The organism is Bartonella sp. Raccoon60 (assembly GCF_002022585.1).
In the GTDB taxonomy this organism is placed as follows: Bacteria; Pseudomonadota; Alphaproteobacteria; order Rhizobiales; family Rhizobiaceae; genus Bartonella; species Bartonella rochalimae.
Map to the genome: position 1 here is coordinate 758,109 of NZ_CP019786.1, position 24,476 is coordinate 782,584.

General features: G+C 34.7%; 18 protein-coding genes, 1 tRNA gene and 1 pseudogene. 10 read left to right on the plus strand and 10 right to left on the minus strand.

Translation table 11 applies throughout. The features are described 5' to 3' along the window. Window positions 1-264: 264 nt before the first annotated feature. Window positions 265-339 (plus strand) — tRNA-Glu (locus tag Bra60_RS03385). Between the two features lie 424 nt (window positions 340-763). On the opposite strand, the gene Bra60_RS03390 is transcribed toward Bra60_RS03385, so the two are convergent. Then, a complete protein-coding gene (locus Bra60_RS03390) occupies window positions 764-2,515 on the minus strand; it encodes a BID domain-containing T4SS effector (RefSeq protein ID WP_153300961.1) in 1,752 nt (583 codons plus the stop codon). A gap of 404 nt (window positions 2,516-2,919) precedes the next feature. Next, window positions 2,920-3,564 (minus strand): hypothetical protein, encoded by a 645-nt coding sequence (locus tag Bra60_RS03395; RefSeq protein ID WP_078688615.1) that lies wholly within the window; start codon window positions 3,562-3,564, stop codon window positions 2,920-2,922. Between the two features lie 230 nt (window positions 3,565-3,794). Here Bra60_RS03395 and Bra60_RS03400 point away from each other — a divergent pair, with 230 nt between their 5' ends. Beyond that, entirely contained in the window at window positions 3,795-5,009 is a 1,215-nt protein-coding gene (locus tag Bra60_RS03400) for an NADP-dependent isocitrate dehydrogenase (protein ID WP_078688616.1), read from the plus strand. 237 nt (window positions 5,010-5,246) lie between these two features. Here the strand turns inward: Bra60_RS03400 and Bra60_RS03405 are convergent, their stop codons facing one another. From Bra60_RS03405 to ssb, 7 genes and pseudogenes are all read right to left on the minus strand, one after another. Beyond that, complete coding sequence (locus Bra60_RS03405; protein ID WP_078698072.1) at window positions 5,247-6,434, minus strand: MFS transporter; 1,188 nt, start codon at window positions 6,432-6,434, stop codon at window positions 5,247-5,249. Between the two features lie 447 nt (window positions 6,435-6,881). Then, a pseudogene (gene tgt / locus Bra60_RS03410) lies at window positions 6,882-7,999 on the minus strand (tRNA guanosine(34) transglycosylase Tgt). 399 nt (window positions 8,000-8,398) lie between these two features. Next, on the minus strand, window positions 8,399-8,911 hold the full coding sequence (locus Bra60_RS03415) for a peptidylprolyl isomerase (protein ID WP_078688618.1): 513 nt from the start codon (window positions 8,909-8,911) through the stop codon (window positions 8,399-8,401). Between the two features lie 4 nt (window positions 8,912-8,915). Continuing rightward, window positions 8,916-9,521, minus strand: coding sequence for a peptidylprolyl isomerase (locus Bra60_RS03420; protein ID WP_174377792.1), 606 nt, complete (start codon window positions 9,519-9,521; stop codon window positions 8,916-8,918). Then, window positions 9,518-10,024 carry a pantetheine-phosphate adenylyltransferase gene (gene coaD, locus Bra60_RS03425; protein ID WP_035006330.1) on the minus strand — a complete coding sequence of 169 codons (507 nt, stop codon included), beginning with the start codon at window positions 10,022-10,024 and terminating at the stop codon, window positions 9,518-9,520. The genes Bra60_RS03420 and coaD overlap by 4 nt, the downstream gene beginning before the upstream one ends. Window positions 10,025-10,057: 33 nt before the next feature. Continuing rightward, window positions 10,058-12,832 carry a DNA gyrase subunit A gene (gene gyrA, locus Bra60_RS03430; RefSeq protein ID WP_078688619.1) on the minus strand — a complete coding sequence of 925 codons (2,775 nt, stop codon included), beginning with the start codon at window positions 12,830-12,832 and terminating at the stop codon, window positions 10,058-10,060. 239 nt (window positions 12,833-13,071) lie between these two features. Then, on the minus strand, window positions 13,072-13,560 hold the full coding sequence (ssb, locus tag Bra60_RS03435; protein WP_035006333.1) for a single-stranded DNA-binding protein: 489 nt from the start codon (window positions 13,558-13,560) through the stop codon (window positions 13,072-13,074). A 258-nt stretch (window positions 13,561-13,818) separates the two neighbouring features. Between ssb and uvrA the strand changes: the two genes are divergently transcribed. The 3 genes from uvrA (at window position 13,819) to glnA (ending at window position 18,817) form a co-directional block, all read left to right on the plus strand. Then, window positions 13,819-16,731, plus strand: coding sequence for an excinuclease ABC subunit UvrA (gene uvrA / locus Bra60_RS03440; protein ID WP_078688620.1), 2,913 nt, complete (start codon window positions 13,819-13,821; stop codon window positions 16,729-16,731). Between the two features lie 281 nt (window positions 16,732-17,012). After that, window positions 17,013-17,351, plus strand: coding sequence for a P-II family nitrogen regulator (locus Bra60_RS03445; RefSeq protein ID WP_078688621.1), 339 nt, complete (start codon window positions 17,013-17,015; stop codon window positions 17,349-17,351). A 56-nt stretch (window positions 17,352-17,407) separates the two neighbouring features. Then, window positions 17,408-18,817, plus strand: a complete 1,410-nt coding sequence (gene glnA / locus Bra60_RS03450) for a type I glutamate--ammonia ligase (protein WP_078698073.1) — start codon at window positions 17,408-17,410, stop codon at window positions 18,815-18,817. 220 nt (window positions 18,818-19,037) lie between these two features. Here glnA and Bra60_RS03455 read toward each other — a convergent pair whose 3' ends face one another. Continuing rightward, window positions 19,038-19,778: a hypothetical protein gene (locus Bra60_RS03455; RefSeq protein WP_078688622.1), complete on the minus strand. Its 741-nt coding sequence runs from the start codon at window positions 19,776-19,778 to the stop codon at window positions 19,038-19,040. 375 nt (window positions 19,779-20,153) lie between these two features. Here Bra60_RS03455 and Bra60_RS03460 point away from each other — a divergent pair, with 375 nt between their 5' ends. The 5 genes from Bra60_RS03460 to Bra60_RS03475 all read left to right on the plus strand — a co-directional run bounded on the left by Bra60_RS03460 (window position 20,154) and on the right by Bra60_RS03475 (window position 24,434). Beyond that, a complete protein-coding gene (locus tag Bra60_RS03460; protein WP_078698074.1) occupies window positions 20,154-20,471 on the plus strand; it encodes a TrbC/VirB2 family protein in 318 nt (105 codons plus the stop codon). Further along, window positions 20,472-20,780: a type IV secretion system protein VirB3 gene (locus tag Bra60_RS03465; RefSeq protein ID WP_035006340.1), complete on the plus strand. Its 309-nt coding sequence runs from the start codon at window positions 20,472-20,474 to the stop codon at window positions 20,778-20,780. Then, window positions 20,781-20,948, plus strand: coding sequence for a hypothetical protein (locus Bra60_RS07140; protein ID WP_153300856.1), 168 nt, complete (start codon window positions 20,781-20,783; stop codon window positions 20,946-20,948). Window positions 20,949-20,975: 27 nt separating this feature from the next. After that, a complete protein-coding gene (locus Bra60_RS03470; RefSeq protein ID WP_078698075.1) occupies window positions 20,976-22,652 on the plus strand; it encodes a BID domain-containing T4SS effector in 1,677 nt (558 codons plus the stop codon). Window positions 22,653-22,784: 132 nt separating this feature from the next. Then, a complete protein-coding gene (locus Bra60_RS03475; RefSeq protein WP_078698076.1) occupies window positions 22,785-24,434 on the plus strand; it encodes a BID domain-containing T4SS effector in 1,650 nt (549 codons plus the stop codon). Window positions 24,435-24,476 lie beyond the last annotated feature (42 nt).

A 24,476-nucleotide genomic window follows, 5' to 3' on the forward strand; every position in this document is an offset into this window, starting at 1 on the left:
CATTATAAAATCCCTAACTTGATCATCTTCATCTGTTTTTTTATTAGAAAAAATAAAAGTATTACTATTGTTGTATACTAAAATGTATTACCGATTGTTATCAGATATTGTATCATTTAAAATCTTGTAAAATAAGCCTGGATTATATAATCTCCTAGGCATATCTCAAAAAAATAATTCAATAAAATGCATTTTTTTTAAAAAAAATCACTTATAGGACTTGCGAAGTAAAAAGATCCTCTCTATAAGCCTCATCATTGGTCTGCGCCCATCGTCTAGCGGTTAGGACATCGCCCTTTCACGGCGGAAACAGGGGTTCGATTCCCCTTGGGCGTACCAGTTTCTTTCCTTCACATAATCTGTTTGTTTTATTAATCTTTTTAAAAGATGAAGAAGTAGGAGCTTATATTTTCCTTTTTAGCTCATTATAAATTGAAAGTTCTTTCCGAGCTATTTTTTGTTTTGATAAATCCAATACTGGCTGAACAAAAAATTATGGTACCTCAGATTATTACAATCGAGATAAATACAAACTTTACACAAATGCTTTGCCCCCATGAATATAAAAAAATAAAAAATGTAAATCTTATATTTGTAATAGATTATGCTCCATTTTTTTCGATTCATGAGCTCTGCTTCTAGTTAGCTGACATACTTTTTGAGCTTTCTTAATAATTTCTGTGACTTTCTGTGCTCTACTGAATGATATACCGACACTTTCAGCGAGCTTCTCATAATCTCTATCATCAAGGGTTTGATACTCCTAAAATGTAAGACGATCTTTGACTTTATCCACAAGACCTGTAATTTCTCCGCAAAGTGAGGGATTGGCATTTAAAGCTTTGATCTGATCTTCTTCAGACATAGAAAGGATATTTTGCACTGCTTGACTAGGCATTTTTATCGCTTGCTGACAACGTTCTTGTTTTTCTTGGTGCTCTTGAAGAATGTGCTCTCTACGAGAGACTACAATACTTATATAATTATCAAATTCCTGAGTGAGATTAAAGTAATCTTTCTTAGCTTGTTTGCGCCGTGGACTGTCAATGCCCAATATTTCCGTACCTGCCAATTTAGACATATATTTAAAAAGACTCATATTCTGTCTGATATACTGTTCACCGAAACCTGAATCTATATTAACAAGATTGATATCAGCATCCAATATTTTCGAGCTTTTATAGACAGATTTTGATAAAGTTTTGATTTTTTGTCGACTCTTTTGAACGAAAATATCACCTGCAATTCTTGCAACAATTTCTTTTTCCGTCAAAGGAGCTACTTTTTCTTCTGGAATAAGAATATTCTCAAAGTTTTCTGGCACAGAAGCTCTAAAAGTAAGTTTGTCACCAAGCCGTAATGCTGTTAATGTTTCTGGTGCAAAATAATCTTTTTTGCATATAACATACTTATTATTTATCATGAGCATGATGGAATCTAGGCTATAACCTTTACAAATACCCGTATAGGTAGAACCTTCATTTGGCACTACAACAACCCTATTTGTCACCTTTGCATACTCATCAAAAGATCCCGCATTCCTTATGACATTCATGAAGAATTCTCTTAAAACATCCACTTTTTCTGGATTGGAGATATCTTCAAATAGATGACACATAGGAGTGATATTGCCTACAGCTCTGCCACCACGTGGTAACGCAGCATTATTAGCAGATCGCATGCGTTGTTCTGTTACAACCGAGAAGTCAAGCCTATACCCTGCTGCTTCGGCTATTTGTTCCATAAATATCCGTTGTGCGCATCCATTTCCAACTGCAAAAGGTCTTAAATTACTAAACAAAGCAAATATCATCGATGCTTCATAAACAAACTCTTTATGTGATAAACCTTTCAAATTATTCTTTTCGGCTAGTATTTGATCGATTCTCTCTAAACCGTCTTTAATTTTATTATTGACTGGCACCGTGGTAACTGTGCCATCTAAAAATGTAAATGGAATATCACAGATATGCCTAGCCCTTTCGAACGTTTTCTCAAACAAACATTTATGAAGATATTTTAGATAAGATGAATCAAACTTTTCTGGTAGCGGTTCTTTTTTAAGCCTATACTCTGCTTCTGATACATCATAGGCACACATATTTTGAAACTCTATGCCCTGCAATTCATATTTATTTTTCAACGTTAAACTATTAGCATAGACATAGCCATTTAGCAAAACCTTATCCACCGGAATATTAAATTTCTTCCGTGTAAGATCTCTGAATAACAAATAATCTCTAAGTAAAAAATCTTTAAGTGAAAAATCACTAAATGAGAGATCATCGCGTAAAAAACTATCAGCTGCAATCACATACCTCTTTATAAAGGCAAACTCCTCAGGAAGAATGTAAAGCCCATTAATCATATATACGTTGATAGACATCTCTACAGACTTTCGTAGTTCCTCTTGAGAAATATCTATCGACTCTGTACTCGATTTATTGTCTATACTAATCACTCCGTTTTCGTACTTCTGTGATGTAAAAGCTTTAGAACTAGGAGATTTTTCCATGCACACCTTAAACGATCAGCGCACACCTTTCAGCTTTTTTAAAACTTAACGATTATTATTTACAGTAATAAATACAGAGTGTTTCAAATATCATTTAACTTATTGTCAATATGTTTTTTATTATTTCTATAAAAATGTTGGAATAAAAATTAAACGATAAAAAGCCACAAAAAGGGGAAGAATAGTGAAAAAACGTAAACAAAACCAACAATATAAAACCCCTCACCTTGATAAGAAAGTGAAGTATTGATTTTATCATTTTTTTATTTGGCCAATGTAATCTCTAAATAATCTTGTGAATTTTTATCATGTAATAAAATAAATCTTTGTACTTATTAATGCAAACAAGCCAATTAACGCAAACAAGCCAATATTCTTAGAACTATATAGCTTAATGGTGATATTCAATAAATAATAGAAAAACGAAGAGATCCTATAGAGCCTGTAAATATTTGCTTACCTTCCTGTTGAAACTGTTGGATTAACTGATCATCAATCATACGGCGATCCCACATTGTACCAAACACATTACCTTGTTTCCAATTGACTGACTTTCCAATAAGATTTTCTATATCTGATTGATTATATATTCTAGCAGTATCGTGTTCTAAAGCTGTAAATAAAGCTTGTGGTGCCCCAAGTAATTTCCCTTCTCTTGCTAAAGAATGCACCAGATTTTTCAATTGATTACTGTCCATTATTAAAGGAACATAAACCTGAAAACGACCATTTGGAACGCCATCATAATCTTGAAATTGTGATACATCAACTTCAAAAGTGTTCCATAAAGAAAGAGAATAAGTACTATTAATTAAAGAAGGTAAGATTTCTGTAAATTGAATTTTATTATTAGAATTATCGGGCAACTCTTGAAGACGTGATAATGTATCATGAAAAACTGAAGGAATAATATTTTTATTACTGATATGCGCAGATGGCACCTGAATAGTATCCTGAAGTATCTGACTTAAATTCTGCTCTTTATGTGAGCTATGTTTTTGGTAGCTATCAATTCCTGGATTTACTTGAAACGAGTTAATAGAAACCATTATTTCCCCCATTTAAATGATACACCCCAATAATACCCTATACTGTAATTGATATAACACAAATAAAAAGATTTCAAAATAAAAAGGAAGAATTAAAAGAACAAATATTTAAAATAAAAACTGAGTTATATATACAAAAAGCTTTTTCTAGATTTCTGTTTTTAATTTCCATCATGGATCTGAAAGTGCTATAGGAAAAATATTATTTCAATACAATAAAGGGACTCCTAATGGCAAAGATTAAAGTGACAAACCCCATTGTCGAAATCGACGGTGATGAAATGACTCGTATTATCTGGAAGTATATTAAAGATAAACTCATTCATCCCTATCTCGATATTGATCTTAAATATTATGATCTTTCCATTGAAAATAGAGAAGCAACTAGCGATCAAATAACAATTGATTCTGCTCATGCAATCAAAAAATATGGAGTCGGTGTGAAATGTGCAACCATTACTCCTGATGGAGCACGTGTTAAAGAATTTAATTTAACAAAAATGTGGAAATCACCAAATGGAACAATTCGCAATATTTTAGGAGGTGTTATTTTTCGTGAGCCTATTATCTGCAAAAATATTCCACGTCTCGTTCCAGGTTGGACAAAACCAATTATTGTCGGACGTCATGCTTTTGGCGACCAATATAAAGCAACAGATTTCAAATTTCCGAATAAAGGAAAATTAAGTATTAAATTTGTTGGCGATGATGGCCAAATTATTGAACATGATGTCTTTAATGCTCCAAGTGCAGGAGTTGCAATGGCAATGTATAATCTTGATGAATCAATTCGCGACTTCGCCCGCGCGTCCTTTCATTACGGACTTCAACGCAATGTCCCTGTCTATCTTTCGACCAAGAATACTATTTTAAAAGCCTATGATGGTCGTTTTAAAGATATCTTTCAAGAAATATTTGACTCAGAATTTAAAACCGAATTTGAAAATCGTAAATTATATTATGAGCATCGTCTCATCGATGACATGGTGGCTTCTGCGCTTAAATGGTCAGGTGGTTACGTTTGGGCATGTAAAAATTATGATGGTGATGTTCAATCAGATATCGTTGCTCAAGGATTTGGTTCTCTTGGTCTAATGACTTCTGTTCTGATGACACCAGATGGTAAAACTGTTGAAGCAGAAGCTGCTCATGGTACAGTAACGCGTCATTACCGTCAGCACCAAAATAATAAAGAAACATCAACAAATTCTATTGCTTCTATTTTTGCTTGGACACGTGGACTAACACATCGTGCTAAGCTTGATAATAATGAAAAATTAAAAAACTTTGCTACTACATTGGAAAGAGTTTGTATTAATACTGTTGAAGAAGGTTTCATGACAAAAGATCTCGCTATTTTAATCGGTCCCGAAAAAAAATGGCTATCCACAACAGGATTTCTTGATAAAATTAATGAAAACCTAAAAAAAGAAATGACTCACTAGCATCATTCCACACTCAAAGTTTTCTAAATAGAAAACTTTGAGTTTTTTCTATAAATTATTAAATCGTTCAAATACAAATTCTATGATTCGCTCTAACAGCAATCTTTCTCTATATGAATACTTTTTATTATCTGTGCCGTGTTATTTTTTATCGAAGTCACTACTATGCTGCTCTCTTTTGATGATTCCTACGCTTATATATAAGAGGCTAAAATAACTTTAAAAATCTTTTCAACTTTACTTAGGAAAATACTGATTATATTTTTCCATGTGCCACAAAAAACAGAACATCAGCAATCCACACAAAGTTAAAATACCTCCAAGGATAGCTGTGTGTTCATAACTATAGCCTAATTTCAAAATACATGCTCCAAATTCCGCTCCAATAGCATTCGCAATATTAAAAGCAGATTGCATCAAAGCGCTTGCTAACATCTGTGCAGGCATAGCAATATCGATGATTTTTGCTTGTATAGAAGGCATAGATGCAAAAGAAGTCCCAATAAGAAAACATCCTAATGCTGCTGTTAGCGGAGTATATGATAAAAAGAAAAAAAGAAAAAAAACGAATGTACTCCAAAGCATAGCAAAAAATATCGTTGCTGAAGAACCAATCTTAACTGCAAATTTAGGACCTAAAATATTACCCACAACCATTCCCAATCCCATCAATGGCATAATAAATGGTACCCATTCAAGAGAAACATTAGAAATATAAAGCAATGTTGACTTAATATACGTAAAAACAGAAAATAATCCTGATGCACCAATTGAAACCATCGCCAAAAGAAACCATACTTCTTTTTTCTTTAATGCACTTAATTCGTTTAAAATGCTTGTTTTAGTAATGTTAGAAACAGAAGGTAAAAATTTCCAAATAAGAAAACAACACATCAAAGAAATAATACCTACAAGAAGAAATGCAAACTGCCAACCAACAAGTTGACCAATCCAAGTTGCACTCGGTGCTCCAATAACTGTTGCAATTGTCAAACCAAGCATAACACTACCAACAGCTTTTGACCGTTCATTTCTTTCTACCATTGAAGAGGCGACCATAGTTGCAATACCGAAATAAATGCCATGTGGAAGACCACTGATAAATCGTAAGATTACCAATACGTTAAGGACAGAAAAAAATGAACTAATAATATTCGCTAAAGCATAACAAAACATCAACCCTATCAAAATAGCCTTATGTGGCAGCTTAGCTGTTACGATAGCTAAAATAGGTGCTCCAATCACAACTCCTAAAGCATAAGAAGAAATATATTGTCCGGCTGTAGCAATACTAACATGTGAGCTACGCGCCATCTCCGGTTGTAAACCCATTGCAACAAACTCAGCAGTACCAATAGCAAAGCTTCCTACTGCAAGAGCTAAAATGCCCAAATGCTTGGTTTTAAAATCAATTCTAAAAGACATGAAAGAATTTTATCCTTAGAAAATCTTTGTCTTATTATTTTTACACTAAATATTATTCTATTAAATATGCTGTAAAATGAGCAAATAATACGTTTTTAATATCAAAAGCAATTTCTTGAAACAAAAAGAATATACAACTTTTACGTTTTACTTTCATGATGTTTTATAAAAATAAACAAAAAGCATATTAAAAAGGTAATTTTCATACTTCTTTAAGGATTTACTAACTTAGAATTAACATTGTTAATTTAGATAGTGATTAGAAACAGAAAATAAACTGCTTCTCTCCGGATCAGGTAGTGCGTGCCGGAGCAATAATTTTTGTTCGATAGAGTATATCATAGAGAAATAAATAACCACACCGCATATTTACCTTAAGGTAGCCATTTATATTCCCTAAAAGAGCTATATGAATATCTTTTTTTAATACAATTTTCTTTACGGACCTTATTGTCCTTGCATCCATAAGGCTACTGTATCGGAGCAAAAGTCGGCGTAACGTCCTGCTTGAATAGCATCACGAATACCTTGCATAAGTTGCTGATAATAAAAAAGATTATTCCAAGTCAACAACATGCCTCCAAGAGATTCACCAGATTTGATTAAATGATGCAAATAAGCGCAACTATAATCACGTGCAGCAGAACAAGGCTACTGTGGATCAAGAGGATTTGGATCTTCTGCATAACGTGCATTTCGCAAATTAATTCTTCCAAAACGAGTAAAAGCTAAGCCATGACGGCCTGCACGTGTTGACATAACACAATCAAACATATCTACCCCTCGAGCTACACTTTTTAAGATATCATCTGGCATCCCTACACCCATGAGATAACGAGGCTTATCCTCCGGTAAAATTGAACAAGTAACATCTAGAACAGCGGTCATAACATCCTGAGGCTCATCAACCGCAAGCCCTCCAATAGCATAGCCTTTCAAGTCCATTTCTTTTAATGCTTGAGCAGAGCGTTCACGTAATTTCATATTATCTCCGCCTTGAACAATACCAAACATTGCTTTTTCTGGTTGATCACCAAAAACTTTTTTACAACGCTGTGCCCAACGCAATGAAAGTTCCATAGCAGCTTCTATTTCTCTCTCTGATGCCGGTAATGCAATACACTGATCAAGCTGCATTTGAATATCAGAATCAAGAAGACCTTGGATTTCGATAGAACGTTCTGGACTCATATCGTAATAGGCCCCATTAATATGAGAGCGAAAAATAACACCCTGCTCCGTAATCTTACATATCCCCGAAAGAGACATAACCTGAAAACCACCAGAATCCGTTAAAATAGGCCCAGACCAACGAATAAATTTGTGCAATCCTCCTAAACGCGCAACACGCTCAGCTCCCGGTCGTAACATCAAATGATAAGTATTACCTAAAATAATATCTGCACCAAGAGCGTGTAATTGGTCTATATACATAGCCTTAACGGTTCCAACCGTTCCAACTGGCATAAATGCAGGTGTGCGAATACGTCCTCGTCCTGTTATAATTTCGCCTTGGCGAGCATATCCATCTTGAGATTTTTTTCATAGTGAAATGCTTTTATCATCATTTTTATCTTTTTAATTTCAGGATCCCATATCACTACTAAAATAAAAGCAATGGCTTCTTTACTGCAGCTACAAATTATGGATCTCTTTTATTCACTAACACTAAAACTAGTCAAAAAAATCAGCTATTAAACGATTAATAAAATAAAAAAATTATTGAGTGCAATAAAAAATATCTAATATTTTATGATACTAGCCAATAACCCTCTTTTAATTGAAAATCTTTAGAAAATGATAAAAATCTTATGAAAAATATATTTTTACCTAGATAAAAAAGTTTCTAGTACAATTTTCTATTTTGAAATCTCAACATTCAAAACTCTTTCTGCACGAAAAGACGTTATTTATATGCAGACTTCATGCTGTAAAATTGCAAAAAATGTTACATAACATCTCTATTATTTGGCATCTGCAGCAATTGTAGCTTTAATAATTGCATCTGGATCTACAACAGGCTCACCGCGCTTAATTTTATCAATATTTTCCATACCTTTAAGCACTTGTCCCCATATAGAATATTGACGATTAAGCCAAGGAGCATCTGCGAGACAAATAAAAAACTGCGAATTAGCCGAATTTGGATTCTGGCTACGTGCCATAGAAACTGTCCCACGTTTATGAGGAAGATTTGAAAACTCTGCTTTTAAGTCGGGTTTATCTGAACCACCCATACCAACACGTGACAAATTAAATTTCTGACCATTTTTTTTGCCAAACTGAACATCACCAGTTTGAGCCATGAAATCGTCAATAACACGATGAAAAACAACATTATCATAGGCGCCCTCACGCACAAGTTCTTTGATACGTGTAACATGAGCAGGAGCTAAATCAGAGAAAAGCTCAATTACTACTTCTCCTTTTGTTGTTTCAAGAATTAAAGTATTTTCTGGATCTTTAGGCTCGACCATAGCGTCATTCCTTTATTTCTACTTCTACTTTTTTCTCAATTTGTAAATAAGCAGCATTAATAACATCAGGATCTGTTACAGACCCATTATTATCTGCAGTTCCTTTTTTAATTTTATCAACAACTTCCATTCCTTTTACAACTTCTCCAACAACAGTATATTGACCGTTTAAAAAAGTAGCATCATCAAAACAAATAAAAAATTGAGAATTTGCTGAATTTAAATCTTGTGAACGAGCCATACCAACAGCACCACGTTTAAAAGGTTGCTTTGAAAACTCTGCTGGTAAATTAGAATAGTCTGAACCACCTTTACCAACATTTTTCAGATCAAAATCAACACTATCTTTTTTTCCAAATTTCACATCACCAGTTTGAGCCATAAAACCAGGAATAACGCGATGAAATACGACATTATTATAAGCACCTTCTTCTGTTAGTTTCTTAATTCGAGCAACATGTTTTGGTGCAAGATCTGGTCGCAACTGAATAATTACATCACCATTTTTAAGAGATAAAACAAGAATATTATGCTCATCTGCAGCAGCACTAAATGAAAATAAGTAAAAAAAACATGTTAAAAAAGTAAAAATTCTAAAAAACACAATCATTCTTCCCTTTGAGATTTAAATTTTGAATACAAAGCTTGTGCAACATTTGGAGGAACAAAAGGCGTAATATCTCCTCCCATAGTGACAATTTGACGCACCAATGTAGAGCTTATCATACGGCTAGAAATACTTGCTGGTAAAAAAATCGTTTGCAACTCAGGAGCCATCATTTCGTTTATTCCCGCCATCTGCATTTCATAATCAAAATCAGTACCATCACGCAATCCACGAATAAGAAATGAAGCACCAATTTCACGCGCTTTATCAATAAGGAGATTGTCAAATGAAATAACTTGTAACCGATCAGAACCTATATTCAATATATCTTTTCTCACTTGTGCAATTAAATCAACACGCTCTTCAAAACTAAAAAATGGCTTTTTTATAGCTTGTATACCAATAGCCATCACCACTTTATTAGCTAAAACTAAACTACTTCGCAAAATATCAAGGTGACCATTTGTAATAGGATCAAAAGATCCTGCATAAAGAGCAACTGTCATCTATTTTTTCCGATGATTTTAGAGTTATTTATCTTAATTAATATCAACCATACCAGAATGTTTTTCACTGTCATCATCTAATTGATTGGCATCATCCTCAGGATCAGAAATGCGCTCAACCGATACAACTTTTTCACCCTTTGCTGTATTAAAAATTGTTACTCCTTTTGTAGAACGACCAGCTATACGAATCCCCTCAATAGGAACTCGAATAAGTTGTCCTCCATTTGAAACCAGCATTATTTGATCTTGCGCTTCTACTGGAAAGGCTGCTACTAGCTTACCAATTTCAACAGTTTTATTTGGATCAGTTGCGCGAATCCCCTTTCCACCGCGCCCTGAAATACGAAATTCGTAGGAAGAAGATCGCTTTCCGTATCCAAACTCACTAACTGTTAAAAGCATTTGTTCACGAGCAGCAAGCTCTGCATAACGCTCATCTGTTAGTTCTGTTTCATCTCCATCTTCATCTTCATCTTCATCAACAATTACAACATCTTCCGTATCCGCACCAGCAGAACGTCGCTCATTAATTGCACGTTTAATATAAGCAGAACGCTCCACTGACGTTGCCTCAACATGCTCTAAAATAGTCATAGAAATAACCTTATCACCATCAACCATATTGATACCACGTACCCCTACCGAATTACGTCCCACAAAAACACGAACATCAATGACTGGAAAACGAATACATTGTCCATTGGCTGTTGTCAGAACAACATCATCACGCTCTGTACAAGTTTCTACAGACAAAATTTCATCTTCGTCATCAAGTTTCATGGCAATTTTACCATTACGATTTACCTGAATAAAATCCGATAATTTATTGCGGCGTACTGTTCCACGAGTTGTTGCAAACATAACATCTAATTCACTCCAACTTGCTTCATCTTCTGGCAATGGCATAATTGTTGTTATACGCTCTCCTTCCTGTAAAGGAAGCATATTGACCAACGCGCGCCCACGCGACTGCGGTGTACCAATAGGCAAACGCCAAACCTTTTCTTTATAAACGATCCCTCGTGATGAAAAGAAAAGAACGGGTGTATGTGTATTACTCACAAATAAGCGCGTTACAAAATCCTCATCCTTTGTGGACATACCAGAACGCCCTTTACCCCCACGACGCTGAGCACGATATGTATTGAGAGGTACACGTTTAATATAACCACTATGGCTAACCGTTACCACCATATCCTCTGGCACAATTAGATCTTCATTGTCCATCTCAGCATTACCAAAACCAAAGACAGTGCGCCGGAGAGTCACAAATTCCTCGCGAAGAGTACTTAGTTCATCCTTCACAATGCCCATAATCCGTAAACGTGACGACAAAATATGAAGATAATCTGTAATATCTACCCCAATTTTATTTAACTCATCAGCAATTTCATCACGTCCAAGTGCAGTAAGCCTCTGTAAACGTAACTCCAGAATAGCTCTAGCTTGTTCTTCAGATAAATTATATGTGTTATCCTCATGGATAATATGACGAGGATCATCAATAAGCTTAATTAAAGATGCTACATCAGCTGCCAACCAACGCCGCTCCATTAACTGTACACGCGCCGTCTGAGGATCAGGTGCTGTGCGAATTAATGCTATAATTTCATCAATATTTGCAACCGCAATAGCAAGGCCAACTAAAACATGCGCACGCTCACGCGCCTTACGCAAAAGATATTTTGTGCGCCGACTGACCACCTCTTCACGAAAAGAAACAAAAGCACGAAGCATATCAAGCAACGTCATTTGCTCAGGCTTTCCCCCATTCAGCGCGACCATATTACAGCCAAAAGAAGTTTGTAATGGCGTATAGCAGTATAGTTGATTCAAAACAATATCCGCAACAGCTTCTCTCTTAAGTTCAATAACAACCCTATATCCATCACGATCAGACTCATCACGCAGATCAGAGATTCCTTCGATGCGCTTATCGCGTACTAATTCAGCTATCTTCTCAATCATCGTTGCTTTATTAATCTGATAAGGAATTTCGCTTACAATAATTGCCTGTCGGTTATTGCGAATTTCTTCAATATCAACCTTAGCACGCATAATAATTGAACCACGTCCTGTTTCATAAGCTGAACGAACACCTGAACGACCGAGAATAATACCACCTGTAGGAAAATCCGGACCAGGAATAATTTCAATTATTTCATCAAGTGTTATATTAGGATTGTCAATTAAAGCAATACATCCATTAATGACTTCACCAAGATTATGTGGAGGAATATTGGTTGCCATTCCTACAGCAATCCCACCTGATCCATTAACTAAAAGATTAGGAAAACGTGCTGGTAAAACTATAGGTTCACGCTCACGTCCATCGTAATTATCTTGAAAATCAACCGTCTCTTTATCGATATCAGCTAAAAGTTCTTCTGCAACTTTTTCTAAACGACACTCTGTATAACGCATTGCAGCAGGAGGATCACCATCCACAGAACCGAAATTTCCTTGTCCATCAATTAATGGATTTCGTAAAGAAAAATCCTGTGCCATACGCACCAATGCATCATAAATTGAAGCATCACCATGGGGATGAAACTTCCCCATAACTTCCCCAACGACACCTGCTGACTTACGATAAGATTTATTAAAAGAAAGCCCCATTTCATTCATCGCATGAAGAATACGCCGATGAACAGGCTTAAGACCATCGCGCACATCAGGTAATGCACGCGATACAATAACGCTCATCGCATAATCGAGATAAGAGCGTTGCATTTCTTCAATAATACTAACTGGTTCAATACCAGTCAGGACATCATGTTCTGATTGTGTAGTAAGATCGGTCACAACTTCAATACTTTCAAAAAAGAATCATTTTGATCTTTTATATCGAAAAAAATTGCAAAATGCTAATTCAGCTCTTTACAAAAAGTAAACATTTAATGATAATTTTCAATACGTTATTTTCTTTTATTAAAAATCGTATATGCAATGAATAACGCGCACGCTCCTCAATAAAAAGTAAAATAAACATATATGATAAAATATACAAATACTTCTGAAATAGAATATCGCTACTAAAGGTATCAAAAAGGAATATCATCATCCAATTGATGTGAAAAATTTCCTTCTAATTGAGTATTTTTCTGATCAAAATCATCTCTTTGATCAAAACCACTGCTTGACTGATTCACATTGGATATTTGCTCTCCACTCCCTACCCCACGGCTATCAAGCATTTGTAGTTCACCACGGTATTTTTGTAAAACAATCTCCGTTGTATAACGATCATTTCCATTTTGATCTTGCCATTTACGTGTCTGCAACTGACCTTCAATATAAATTTTACTTCCCTTTTTTAAATATTGCTCAACAACTTTAATCAGATTTTCATTAAAAATAACGATATTGTGCCATTCTGTCCGCTCTTTACGTTCATTCGTATTGCGATCACGCCAACTCTCTGAAGTAGCAATACGTAAATTTGCTACCTGATCACCAGAATTCAATCGACGAATTTCAGGGTCTGCACCAAGATTACCGATTAAAATAACTTTATTAAGGCTCCCAGCCATTGTATAAACTCCACAATTTCAAACCATTTATATTATAACAAAATCGAACATCAACGTATAGTTTATTTTACATAAAACACAAAAAACTACTACCTTAACTAAACTACTACCTTAACTAAACTACTACCTTAACTTTCTTCATTTACCAAAGTCTGCATTCTTTTCTAAATGCAGCAATTGAACACATTGTAATTTTCAAAAAATAATCTTATTTCATATTCATGATTTAAGTTTTGCTAATATGTGCCAAGGATTAATATGTCTCATCAAAAATATATCTCTATTCGCGGCGCACGTGAACATAACCTAAAAAATATTAATCTTGACCTCCCCCGTGATAAACTCATTGTCATAACGGGTCTCTCCGGTTCAGGGAAATCATCTTTAGCCTTTGATACAATTTACGCTGAAGGCCAACGTCGTTATGTTGAAAGCCTTTCCACTTATGCACGCCAGTTTTTGGAAATGATGCACAAACCAGATGTCGATCAAATAGATGGACTTTCCCCTGCTATCTCCATTGAACAAAAAACAACCACCCGCAATCCTCGTTCAACAGTTGGTACTGTCACTGAAATCTACGATTATATGCGCCTGCTCTTTGCTCGTATTGGTATCCCTTATTCACCTGTTACGGGCCTCCCTATTGAGAGCCAAACAGTGAGTCAAATAGTTGACCAAATTATGACACTTCCAGAAGGTACTCGCATTTTTATTATGGCGCCTTTAATTAGAGGAAGAAAAGGTGAATATAAAAAAGAACTAACAGAACTTTTACAAAAAGGATTTCAACGTGCAAAAGTTGATGGAAAATTTTATGAAATAACTGATATACCTCCTCTTAATAAAAAATATAAACATGATATAGATGTAGTAGTAGACCGCATTATCGTGCGTAATGATATTACTGCTCGACTAGCTGATAGTATAGAAACTTGCTTACAATTAGCAGACGGGCTTGTAATTGCTGAAATGGCAGATCAGCTTTTAACAGAAAATGAAACTGTAAAAGGATCTTTCAATAAATCAACAAATGAAACCCACAAACGACTCATTTTTTCAGAAAGGTTTGCTTGTCCTATATCTGGTTTCTCAATTCCTGAAATTGAACCACGCTTGTTTTCATTCAACAGTCCTTTTGGCGCTTGCCCTGCTTGTGATGGACTTGGTACAAAAAAAGTAATCGATCCGATAAAAATCATACCAAATGAAAATCTTACTTTAAAAGCTGGAGCTATTGCTCCTTGGTCCCAATCATCCTCATCTTATCATCATAAAACTTTAGAAGCATTAGGAAGGGTTTATGGGTTTAAGCTCACAGATAAGTGGTCCACGCTCTCAAATGAAGCACAACACGCTATTTTATATGGAACAAAAAAAGAGATCTCCTTTTTCTATGAAGATGATGTACAGTCTTACACTACAAAAAAAACCTTCGAAGGTGTTATTCCAAACATGGAGCAACAATGGAAAAAAACAGATTCTACACATTTTCATGAAGACATTGAACCTTATATATCTTCTTCACTCTGCCCAACTTGTAATGGTTACCGTTTAAAACCAGAAGCACTTGCTATCAAAATCCATGGAATGCATATTGGGCAAATATCAGAACTTTCCATTTTAAAAGCAAGTCATTGGTTTTCCAACGTTCATCAATATCTCAATGAAAAACAGCGCAATATATCAGCACGAATTTTAAAAGAAATCTGTGAGCGCTTAACATTTTTGAACCGTGTGGGACTCGAATATCTTACCTTATCCAGAGCTTCAAGTACACTTTCAGGTGGAGAAAGTCAGCGTATTAGACTAGCCTCGCAAATTGGCTCTGGTCTCACAGGAGTTTTATACGTATTAGATGAACCATCCATTGGCTTACATCAACGTGATAATGAACGTCTTTTAAAGACGCTATGTCATCTACGCAATCTTGGCAATACAATCATTGTTGTTGAGCATGACGAAGATGCTATTCTCACCGCGGATCATATTGTCGATATTGGTCCTGCTGCAGGCGTCCATGGTGGAGAAATCATAGCTCAAGGCCCCCCACAAAAAATTATAAACAATCCATCTTCACTTACAGGTCAATATCTCTCAGGAAAAATGACAATTAATTTTCCTACTCAACGACGCAAAATATCAAAATCAAAAACACTTAAAGTAATTGGAGCCAGAGGTAATAATTTGAAAAATATCAATGTAAATATTCCTCTCGGAACTTTTACTTGCATAACTGGTGTTTCTGGTGGAGGAAAATCAACATTTCTTATTGAAACCCTCTTCAAAGCGGCATCACGTCATATCATGGGAAGCCATCAAATCCCAGCAAGCTACGATAAAATTGAAGGACTAGAGTTTCTTGATAAGGTAATTGATATCAACCAATCACCTATTGGACGTACCCCACGCTCCAACCCAGCAACTTATACTGGCATTTTCACTCAAATTCGCGATTGGTTCGCAGAACTCCCGGAATCAAAAGCTCGCGGTTATCAAGCTGGACGTTTCTCATTTAATGTTAAAGGAGGACGTTGTAAAGCATGTCAAGGAGATGGTGTTATCAAAATCGAAATGCATTTCTTACCTGATGTCTATGTTACTTGCGATGTATGCCAAGGAAAACGCTACAATAGAGAAACACTTGAAGTGAAATTTAAAGGTAAATCCATTGCTGATATACTTGACATGACAGTTGAAAAAGCAGAAGATTTTTTTCAAGCTATTCCTTCTATTCACAACAAACTCGGCATCCTTGTTAAAGCTGGTCTTGGTTATATTAAAATCGGGCAACAAGCCACAACACTTTCTGGTGGTGAAGCTCAGCGTGTAAAACTCGCTAAAGAACTTTCACGCAAAACAACCGGGCGCACACTTTACATCTTAGACGAACCAACAACTGGTTTACATTTTCACGATATTTCTAAGCTTCTTGAAGTACTCCATGAACTAGTCGAGCAAGGTAATACAGTTATAGTCATTGAACATAATCTTGAAGTCATAAAAACAGCTGATTGGATTATTGATCTGGGGCCAGAAGGTGGAGATAATGGAGGTGAGATTGTTGCTGTCGGCCGCCCTGAAGACATTATTAATGTCCCTTGTTCTTATACTGGTAAATTTCTAAAAGAACTCTTGCTACGTCGACCTTTACATAATTTAAAATTTTAAAATAAATCACAAAATTATCAATTATCTAATAAAGCACTAATAAAAAATAACGCCTTAATTTACACCATTATTATCTTTTATAAATTTTATATTTTTTATCCTATAAAACAATAGCGCTACATTTTATAATGCAATATAGTTATTTCTAATAAGAATAAAATGCCTTATTTTTGATTTTTTCGTGAAAAAGTACTTTTTTGATACATCTCATTATCGTAATCGTAAATATAGTATAATGATATATAAATTAATAAAATAAAATCATTGGAGATAATCTCAGTATGAAAAAAATTGAAGCCATCATAAAACCTTTTAAGCTTGATGCAGTAAAAGAAGCGCTTCAAGAAATTGGTCTACAAGGTATCACAATAACGGAGGCAAAAGGTTTTGGTTGCCAAAAAGAACAGACAGAGCTTTACCGAGGTGCAAAATATATTATTGATTTTTTACCTAAAGTCAAAGTTGAAGTGGTTGTTCCTGATGAAATCCTAGAGAAAGCAATTGAAGCAATCCGTAAAACAGCTCAAACAAAAAACATAGGAGATGGAAAAATATTTGTTTTACCTATCGATGACGTCATTCGTATTCGAACTGGTGAAACTGGCATTGATGCTCTTTAAATATCTATAAAATTTTTATATTTTCTATTCACCTCAATCCAATAAGGAAATTGAATATGACAACCGTTTCAGACATTCTTAAACAAATTGTAGATAATGATATACGCTTTGTTGATTTACGTTTTACTGATCCAAAAGGCAAATTGCATCATGTTACAATGGATATTGCTGAAATTTGCGAAGATACATTCACCGACGGTGTTATGTTTGATGGTTCTTCAATTGCTGGTTGGAAAGCAATTAATGAATCCGATATGGTCTTAATGCCAGATGCAGAAACAGCTCACATTGATCCTTTTTTTGCTCAATCGACTTTGATCATATTATGTGATGTACTTGATCCTGTTTCAGGAGAGTTCTATCATAGAGATCCACGTTCTATTGCTAAAAAAGCTGAAGCTTATATGAAATCTTTAGGGATCGGTGATACAATTTATATAGGACCAGAAGCTGAATTTTTTATTTTTGATGACGTACGCTATAAAATTGATCCTTACAATACAGGTTTTAAACTTGATTCAAGTGAAAATCCGTCAAATGATGATACTGAATATGAAATGGGCAATCTTGGTCATCGCCCACGCATGGGAGGTGGTTATTTTCCAGTCCCTCCTATTGATTCTTGCCAAGATATGCGTTCTGAAATGCTTACTGCGTTAAAGGATATGGGTGTACATGTTGAAAAACATCATCATGAAGTAGCTGCAGCTCAGCATGAATTAGGTATTCGATTTGATACACTGGTTCGTGAAGCTGATAAAATGCAAATTTTTAAATATGCCGTACATCAAATCGCCAATAGTTATGGAAAAACAGCAACCTTTATGCCCAAACCAATTCTAGGTGATAACGGTTCAGGTATGCATATCCACATATCAATTTGGAAAGATAAACAACCAATATTTGCAGGTAATGAATATGCTGGGCTATCAGAGACTTGTTTATTTTTTATTGGTGGTATTATCAAGCATGCAAAAGCACTCAATGCTTTCACAAACCCATCAACTAATTCTTATAAACGCTTAGTTCCTGGGTATGAAGCCCCTGTCCTTCTTGCCTATTCTGCACGCAATCGTTCTGCAGCATGTCGTATTCCATTTGGTGCTTCACCGCATTCAAAACGTGTAGAAATTCGTTTTCCGGATGCATCATCGAATCCATATTTGGCCTTTTCAGCGCTTATTATGGCTGGTCTAGATGGTATAAAGAATAAGATACATCCTGGTCCAGCTATGGATAAAGATCTTTATGATCTGCCACCGAAAGAGCTCAAAGACATTCCTACAGTTTCTAGAAGCCTAGGCGAAGCACTTGAATTTCTTGATAAAGATCGCGATTTTCTTAAATCTGGCGATGTTTTTGATGATGACCAAATTAATTCCTTTATTGAATTAAAGCTAAAAGAAGTTCTGCGCTATGAAACAACCCCTCATCCCGTTGAATTTGATATGTATTATTCTGTTTAATATAAGAATGAAAATTTTTGTTTGATTGTGATGGAATGCTAGAGCATTCTCATTAGAGGATTATCCTTCTATCAAATAGATTTTTATAAGGCATGTTTATTAGGAGATCATTTGAAACTAGCGATGAGAAGATTATTATCATTACGCGTTTAGACTATTTTTCAAAAATTATGTTTGGTTTATTTTTGTATTTTGAAGTTTAATGGAATATTTCTGCATTTTATTTTGATTCAGACATGAACTGATGGTAGTTATCGGAAGGGTTATAGGTTCCATACTTTTTGCGCCACTGTATAGGCTCAGTAAAGTTGCTAGACCAAAGGCCAATTTTATTGTTATAGGCGTTTTGTTCAGCACTTAAATATGTTGTTGGAACTGAATGTTTATTGTCTTTTGATAGGATCAGCATGCCTTCTGCAAGCCCTATTTCTGCTAGATCGACTCCTTGCACAAAGCACTGAGCATAGTGAGTTTCTTTTTCTATAACAGCTTGTTTACAAGATAAGTTATGTCCTAGAGTTTTTGTGACCAGCCATGCTGTTGTGACAGCTCCACATGGCCATTCTTGATTATCTAATTTTGCTTTTTGACGGGGTGCACATGTATCTACACCATATAAGTGAATATTTCGGACGATAGGTTTATGCTGAGGTTGTTCAGCAGGAATTATTAATTTAAATGTGACACCACTAGTCACAGATGCGATACCATTAAACACACCTTCATGATTATTTGAATCGCTATTGATCCAATTGAGACCTGGGTCATTTTCTTCTAATTTTTTTGGCACACTTGTTTCATAGTGCTTATTTTGTTCGATCTTGATCTCCATTGTATCTTGGTTTTCTTGCATTTTTAATGGTTCGAGAATATCTAGATCTGTTTTGTAATGGTTTTGGCTTATTATCCATATTCCTATAGAGCAGATAATGTAGACAAGAATAATCGATTTAAATCGCATTTGCCCAATCCTTATTGTTTCTATATCCTATAATTTTTTATGCATCTCTGCTTTTTTCCTAGATCTTAAAGAAAGTGTCTCAACAGCATTTGTTGCAAATTAAACACATTTTGCAAAGAAAAACATTATTTTACGCTCTTGATATTGTCATTTTGATAAAATAACAATATCTACGTTAGGCTTTTTGGTTATAGATTTGATTAATTTCTGTCTCTTAGTCGGGGAATTCTAGTAAAGAATTTTTGTGATAGTTTAGTAGAACACTTGCGATTAAAGAATCTTAAAATTGTAGGCCTGTAGTTTTAAGGTTTTTAAATTTGTAAAAGTAATATGATGTCAGTTTGTAATCAATATTCTTTCTGAAGAGGAGATTAAATGCCAAACATTATATCTAAGCATATTTATTATATCGCTTTTGCGCTACTTTTATCAATGTTTGCAGTGTTAACCCCTGCGTATGCTAATTCTGCTGCTGCCGGTATGGGAAATCTTGATACGGTTTTGCGGAATATTGTTACAATGATGACAGGGACAACAGCGAAGCTCATTGCAACGATCTGTGTTGCCGCTGCGGGTATTGGTTGGATGTATGGTGTTATTGATTTACGCAAAGCAGCATATTGTGTTCTTGGTATTGGTATTGTTTTTGGTGCTTCGGCTCTTGTTACGCTATTAATGGGGAGTTCATCATAAATGAATGAAGATACTCTTTTTCTTGCTTGCACACGACCAGCGATGTTTGCAGGTGTTACCGTAGAAGCAATGGCCTTAAATGTCATGGCAACATCTACTCTTTTTATCATAACAAGCAGCTTTTCAATGATCGGTCTTGGAGTTGGTTTGCATTTTATTTTACGCGAAATCACAAAACGCGATCATAACCAATTTCGTGTTTTATTCGCGTGGCTCAATACTCGAGGGAAACAAAAAAACCTGACAAGATGGGGTGGAGGATCTACGTCTCCTCTCCGTCTTGTCCGTACATACAAGGAGCTAAAATAAGTGAGACAACTGTCAGTGATGAAACGGGAATCTCTACCTGAGGAATTTATTCCTTATGTTCGTCATGTCAATCAGCATGTGATTGCATTAGACTCCCGTTGCTTGATGACAGTGATTTCTATCGAAGGAATCAATTTTGATACTGCAGATATCAAAGGATATTCTTAATTTTCAATATAATTAGCTCTGAGCAATATGAGAAAAAAATCTTTAAGAGTAATTTTAAAGCCTTCAAAAAGAAAAGATTTGCCTTCTTTTGGTTGTGATTATACTTATCCTAACAGTGATGTATTAATCAATAAATATGGAATAAAGAATTCTCAAGCTCTTCATGAAAAGAGCGCGTATCATTCAGAGCAAGCGATTATTCGTTTGCGTCAAGAAGCTCTACCAAATAAGTTTAATTCCTCTTATTTGAAACATATTCATAAATGTTTATTTGAAGATACGTTCGAATGGGCTGGCTGTACGCGTGATCTTACATTTAAATTTAAAAATGGCGTAGCTGCTAACATCTCAAAGATGCAAATACCAAATTCAAATGCTTTTTTTAAAAAGAGTAAAGCAGTTCCAAAAAGTTTACATAAATTTGATCAAGTGCTTTCGAAAAAAAATAATTTACAAGGCTTATCGCGTGAAGAATTTGTTGATGAAGCAACGAAGCTTTTTTCCTTTCTCAACTATATACATCCATTTAGAGATGGGAATGGGCTTGCACAACGAGTCTTCTTTGAAAGACTTGCTGAAGCTGCAGGCCATAAACTTGATTTTTCAGTTGCGACTCAAAAACGCATGATACATGCTTGCAATGATGCGATACCTGTAGAAGGTAATGCAAATTATGAAACGATGCAGCATTTGTTCGAAGATATCTCTAATCCAGAAAAAAGACGCATTTTGAAGGATTATTTAAATGCTGTGTCTAATAATGAGCATGCATGTAATTTTTTGGATGATCAAATTATCATAACACCACGTGAAGGTGTGACTTATACAGGTCTTTATAAGGTTAGTAACGCGGATTCTATTATAGTTGAAACAGTAGACTTTTACATGGTATGCTGTAAAGATTATTTTACACCAGAACAGCTTAAGGCATTAAAACCTAATGATGAGATTACTTTTACAGTTTCAATAAATAAAGATTTAGATCAAATTCTCATCCCAGCAGAAAAAATACCTCCTTTAACGTCAGAAAAAATTCTTCAAAAAATTGAGAATCATATTAAACTTCAAAACAATCGAAAAGAAATTGAGAATTTATCACAAATTGTTTATGGAAATTCAAAAGCGTTAGATCCAAGTATTGATGTAATTAATAAAGGACAAGAAGTAAGTAAAAAAATTCCTGAACAAATTTTAAATGATCCTGAATCTATTGCTAAACTTGCTGGTTTTAAAATATTGGGTATAAGAACTCCAGGACGCAGAATAGCTGAAGACAATCTTGCACCGCTTAGTCAAAAAATTAAAAATTATATGCGTTCCGTACAAATTATTAAAAATATAATCATTAGAAATCATGTAATAGAACAAAAACGCCTCTCACAAGAAATAAGACTGCCTAGTAAGCTAATGCAAGATATCCTTAGCGTGGTTCGAAATGAGAAATCACAAGCCTTAAATGTAGAAAATTGTGTTAAGATCCAAAAAGAGCTTATTTCCTTTTTGACTAAATTTGAATCTCGTCTTTCAGAGACAGAATCTCAAGCATTCAGAGAAGGTGATTATAAACAAATCGCTGAAAGTATTGGTATGTCAGAACATAAAGCAAAAATACTTATAAGCACTGTTAATGAAGTAAAAAAAATGTATCGACAACTTCAACAATTGAAAGTGAATAAGTCTATACAGATGGCCGTAGCCGTTTAAAATACAAGCTTTTTTATAACAAAATAAAAACATATTTCTATTCTATAATCCACAAGAGGGGTTGTAATATGGCGTAGGTCAAAAAAAATATAAATTATGATGCAATAGTTAATTTTAGGACTACAGTAAAAAATGGTAATTTCTGATACTGATATATCTTTAGCTATATCTTTAGCTCGTAATTATGCTTATCCTCACATGAAAGTATTAAAGAATAAACATAATATAATGAGTGCTAAAAAACTTGCATACGAATGTGAGCGTTATGCAAAAAAAGTAATGATCGATTTAAATAAGGAACCATTGCCCCAAGAATTTGATTCCTCTTATTTAAAATATATCCATCAACGCTTATTCGAGAGCACATTTGAATGGGCTGGATATACTCGTGATCTTTCGTTTACGTTTGATGATGGCACTGTTGCTGAAATGCCAATGATGAGAGTTCCAGACTCAGATATTTTTTATGTACAGGGTAAGAACATTCAAGAAAGCTTAAAGAAATTTGATCAACTACTTGCTTCAAAGAATAATTTGCAAGGTTTATCTCGTGAAGAGTTTATTGATGAAGCTGCGAAACTTTTTGTTTTTCTCAACTCTATAGCTCCTTTCAGAGCTGGTAATGAGCCTACACAACGAATATTTTTTGAAAAACTTGCTAAGGCTGCAGGTCATCAACTAGATTTTTCAGCTGCGACAGAGAAACGTATAATGCGTGCCTGTATTGATTCAATGACTCTAGAGGGTGATGGGGCTCATAAAGAGATGAAACTTCTGTTTGAAGATATCTCTGATCCCCGAAAAATAATTGTTTTAAAGGATTTTATTCAACGCATACCTAGATTGGAGCGCGAGCGTTTGAATGATGAATATGTTATAATGCCAAAGGAAGGTGTTACTTATACAGGTATTTGTAAAATAAGTACTGTAAATTCCGTTATAATTGAAACAGCGGATTCTCATGTTCTATGCGTTAAAGATTATTTTCCACCGGAACAACTTAAGACATTAAAATCTGGTGGTGTGTGTACCGTTACAGTTCCAATAGATATAGATCAAATTCTCATTCCAGCAGAAAAAATGGCTCCTTTAAAGGAAGAAGAAATAATCAGAAAAGTTTCACGTACTAATTGTATTAAAGAAAGCCAAAAGGAAATTGATTATTTTTTAAAGTTTGTTTATAGAGACATAACAGTATTAGACGAACAGATAATGTGTATTCGTAAATATCCTGAAACAAGTAAACAGCTTTCCGAACAGATTAGAAAATCTCCTCAAGCTTTTGGTAAGCTAGCTGGTTTTAAAGTATTTGGTATAAGGAGTCCAAAACGTAGGATAGCTGAAAGAAATATTGAAAAACTCACTTCAGAGATTGAAAAACATGGGGAAATTGTGAAAAATGTTAAAGATGAAATTTCTCTAGAATTTGAAAAAGATCAAAAGCGTGTTGGGCAAGTGGTGAAAAAAGCTAGTAAAAGAATACAAGATATTCTTAATTTGCCAAAGGATGAGCAAAAAAATGCCTTAGAGGCCTCTCCTCTTCTTTACGAAGAGCTTTGCGGCTTTCTAGATGAAGTCAATTCTCGTCTTTCAGCAAGAGAGAAAGATTACATCTGTGACTATAATGATAAAAAACTTGCCGAAAGCATTGGTACATCAGAAAAGCACGCAATGACAATTATAAAAACTGTTAACAAAAGCGCAAAATTGCGTAAACAATTTGAAAAGATCAAAGAAGAAATTAAAGTTGATTGTTCAGAAATAATGGCTATGGCCGTTTGAAAATACAGGTTTTTTTACTTCTATTTTTGTATGGATAGGAAA

What these genes read in the sequence shown, in the direction of transcription:
- Bra60_RS03390 (WP_153300961.1), bottom strand. Translation starts at nt 2,515, where the DNA reads ATGGAAAAATCTCCTAGTTCTAAAGCTTTTACATCACAGAAGTACGAA.
- Bra60_RS03395 (WP_078688615.1), bottom strand. Translation starts at nt 3,564, where the DNA reads ATGGTTTCTATTAACTCGTTTCAAGTAAATCCAGGAATTGATAGCTAC.
- Bra60_RS03400 (WP_078688616.1), top strand. Translation starts at nt 3,795, where the DNA reads ATGGCAAAGATTAAAGTGACAAACCCCATTGTCGAAATCGACGGTGAT.
- Bra60_RS03405 (WP_078698072.1), bottom strand. Translation starts at nt 6,434, where the DNA reads ATGTCTTTTAGAATTGATTTTAAAACCAAGCATTTGGGCATTTTAGCT.
- Bra60_RS03415 (WP_078688618.1), bottom strand. Translation starts at nt 8,911, where the DNA reads ATGGTCGAGCCTAAAGATCCAGAAAATACTTTAATTCTTGAAACAACA.
- Bra60_RS03420 (WP_174377792.1), bottom strand. Translation starts at nt 9,521, where the DNA reads ATGATTGTGTTTTTTAGAATTTTTACTTTTTTAACATGTTTTTTTTAC.
- coaD (WP_035006330.1), bottom strand. Translation starts at nt 10,024, where the DNA reads ATGACAGTTGCTCTTTATGCAGGATCTTTTGATCCTATTACAAATGGT.
- ssb (WP_035006333.1), bottom strand. Translation starts at nt 13,560, where the DNA reads ATGGCTGGGAGCCTTAATAAAGTTATTTTAATCGGTAATCTTGGTGCA.
- uvrA (WP_078688620.1), top strand. Translation starts at nt 13,819, where the DNA reads ATGTCTCATCAAAAATATATCTCTATTCGCGGCGCACGTGAACATAAC.
- Bra60_RS03445 (WP_078688621.1), top strand. Translation starts at nt 17,013, where the DNA reads ATGAAAAAAATTGAAGCCATCATAAAACCTTTTAAGCTTGATGCAGTA.
- glnA (WP_078698073.1), top strand. Translation starts at nt 17,408, where the DNA reads ATGACAACCGTTTCAGACATTCTTAAACAAATTGTAGATAATGATATA.
- Bra60_RS03455 (WP_078688622.1), bottom strand. Translation starts at nt 19,778, where the DNA reads ATGCGATTTAAATCGATTATTCTTGTCTACATTATCTGCTCTATAGGA.
- Bra60_RS03460 (WP_078698074.1), top strand. Translation starts at nt 20,154, where the DNA reads ATGCCAAACATTATATCTAAGCATATTTATTATATCGCTTTTGCGCTA.
- Bra60_RS03465 (WP_035006340.1), top strand. Translation starts at nt 20,472, where the DNA reads ATGAATGAAGATACTCTTTTTCTTGCTTGCACACGACCAGCGATGTTT.
- Bra60_RS03470 (WP_078698075.1), top strand. Translation starts at nt 20,976, where the DNA reads ATGAGAAAAAAATCTTTAAGAGTAATTTTAAAGCCTTCAAAAAGAAAA.
- Bra60_RS03475 (WP_078698076.1), top strand. Translation starts at nt 22,785, where the DNA reads ATGGTAATTTCTGATACTGATATATCTTTAGCTATATCTTTAGCTCGT.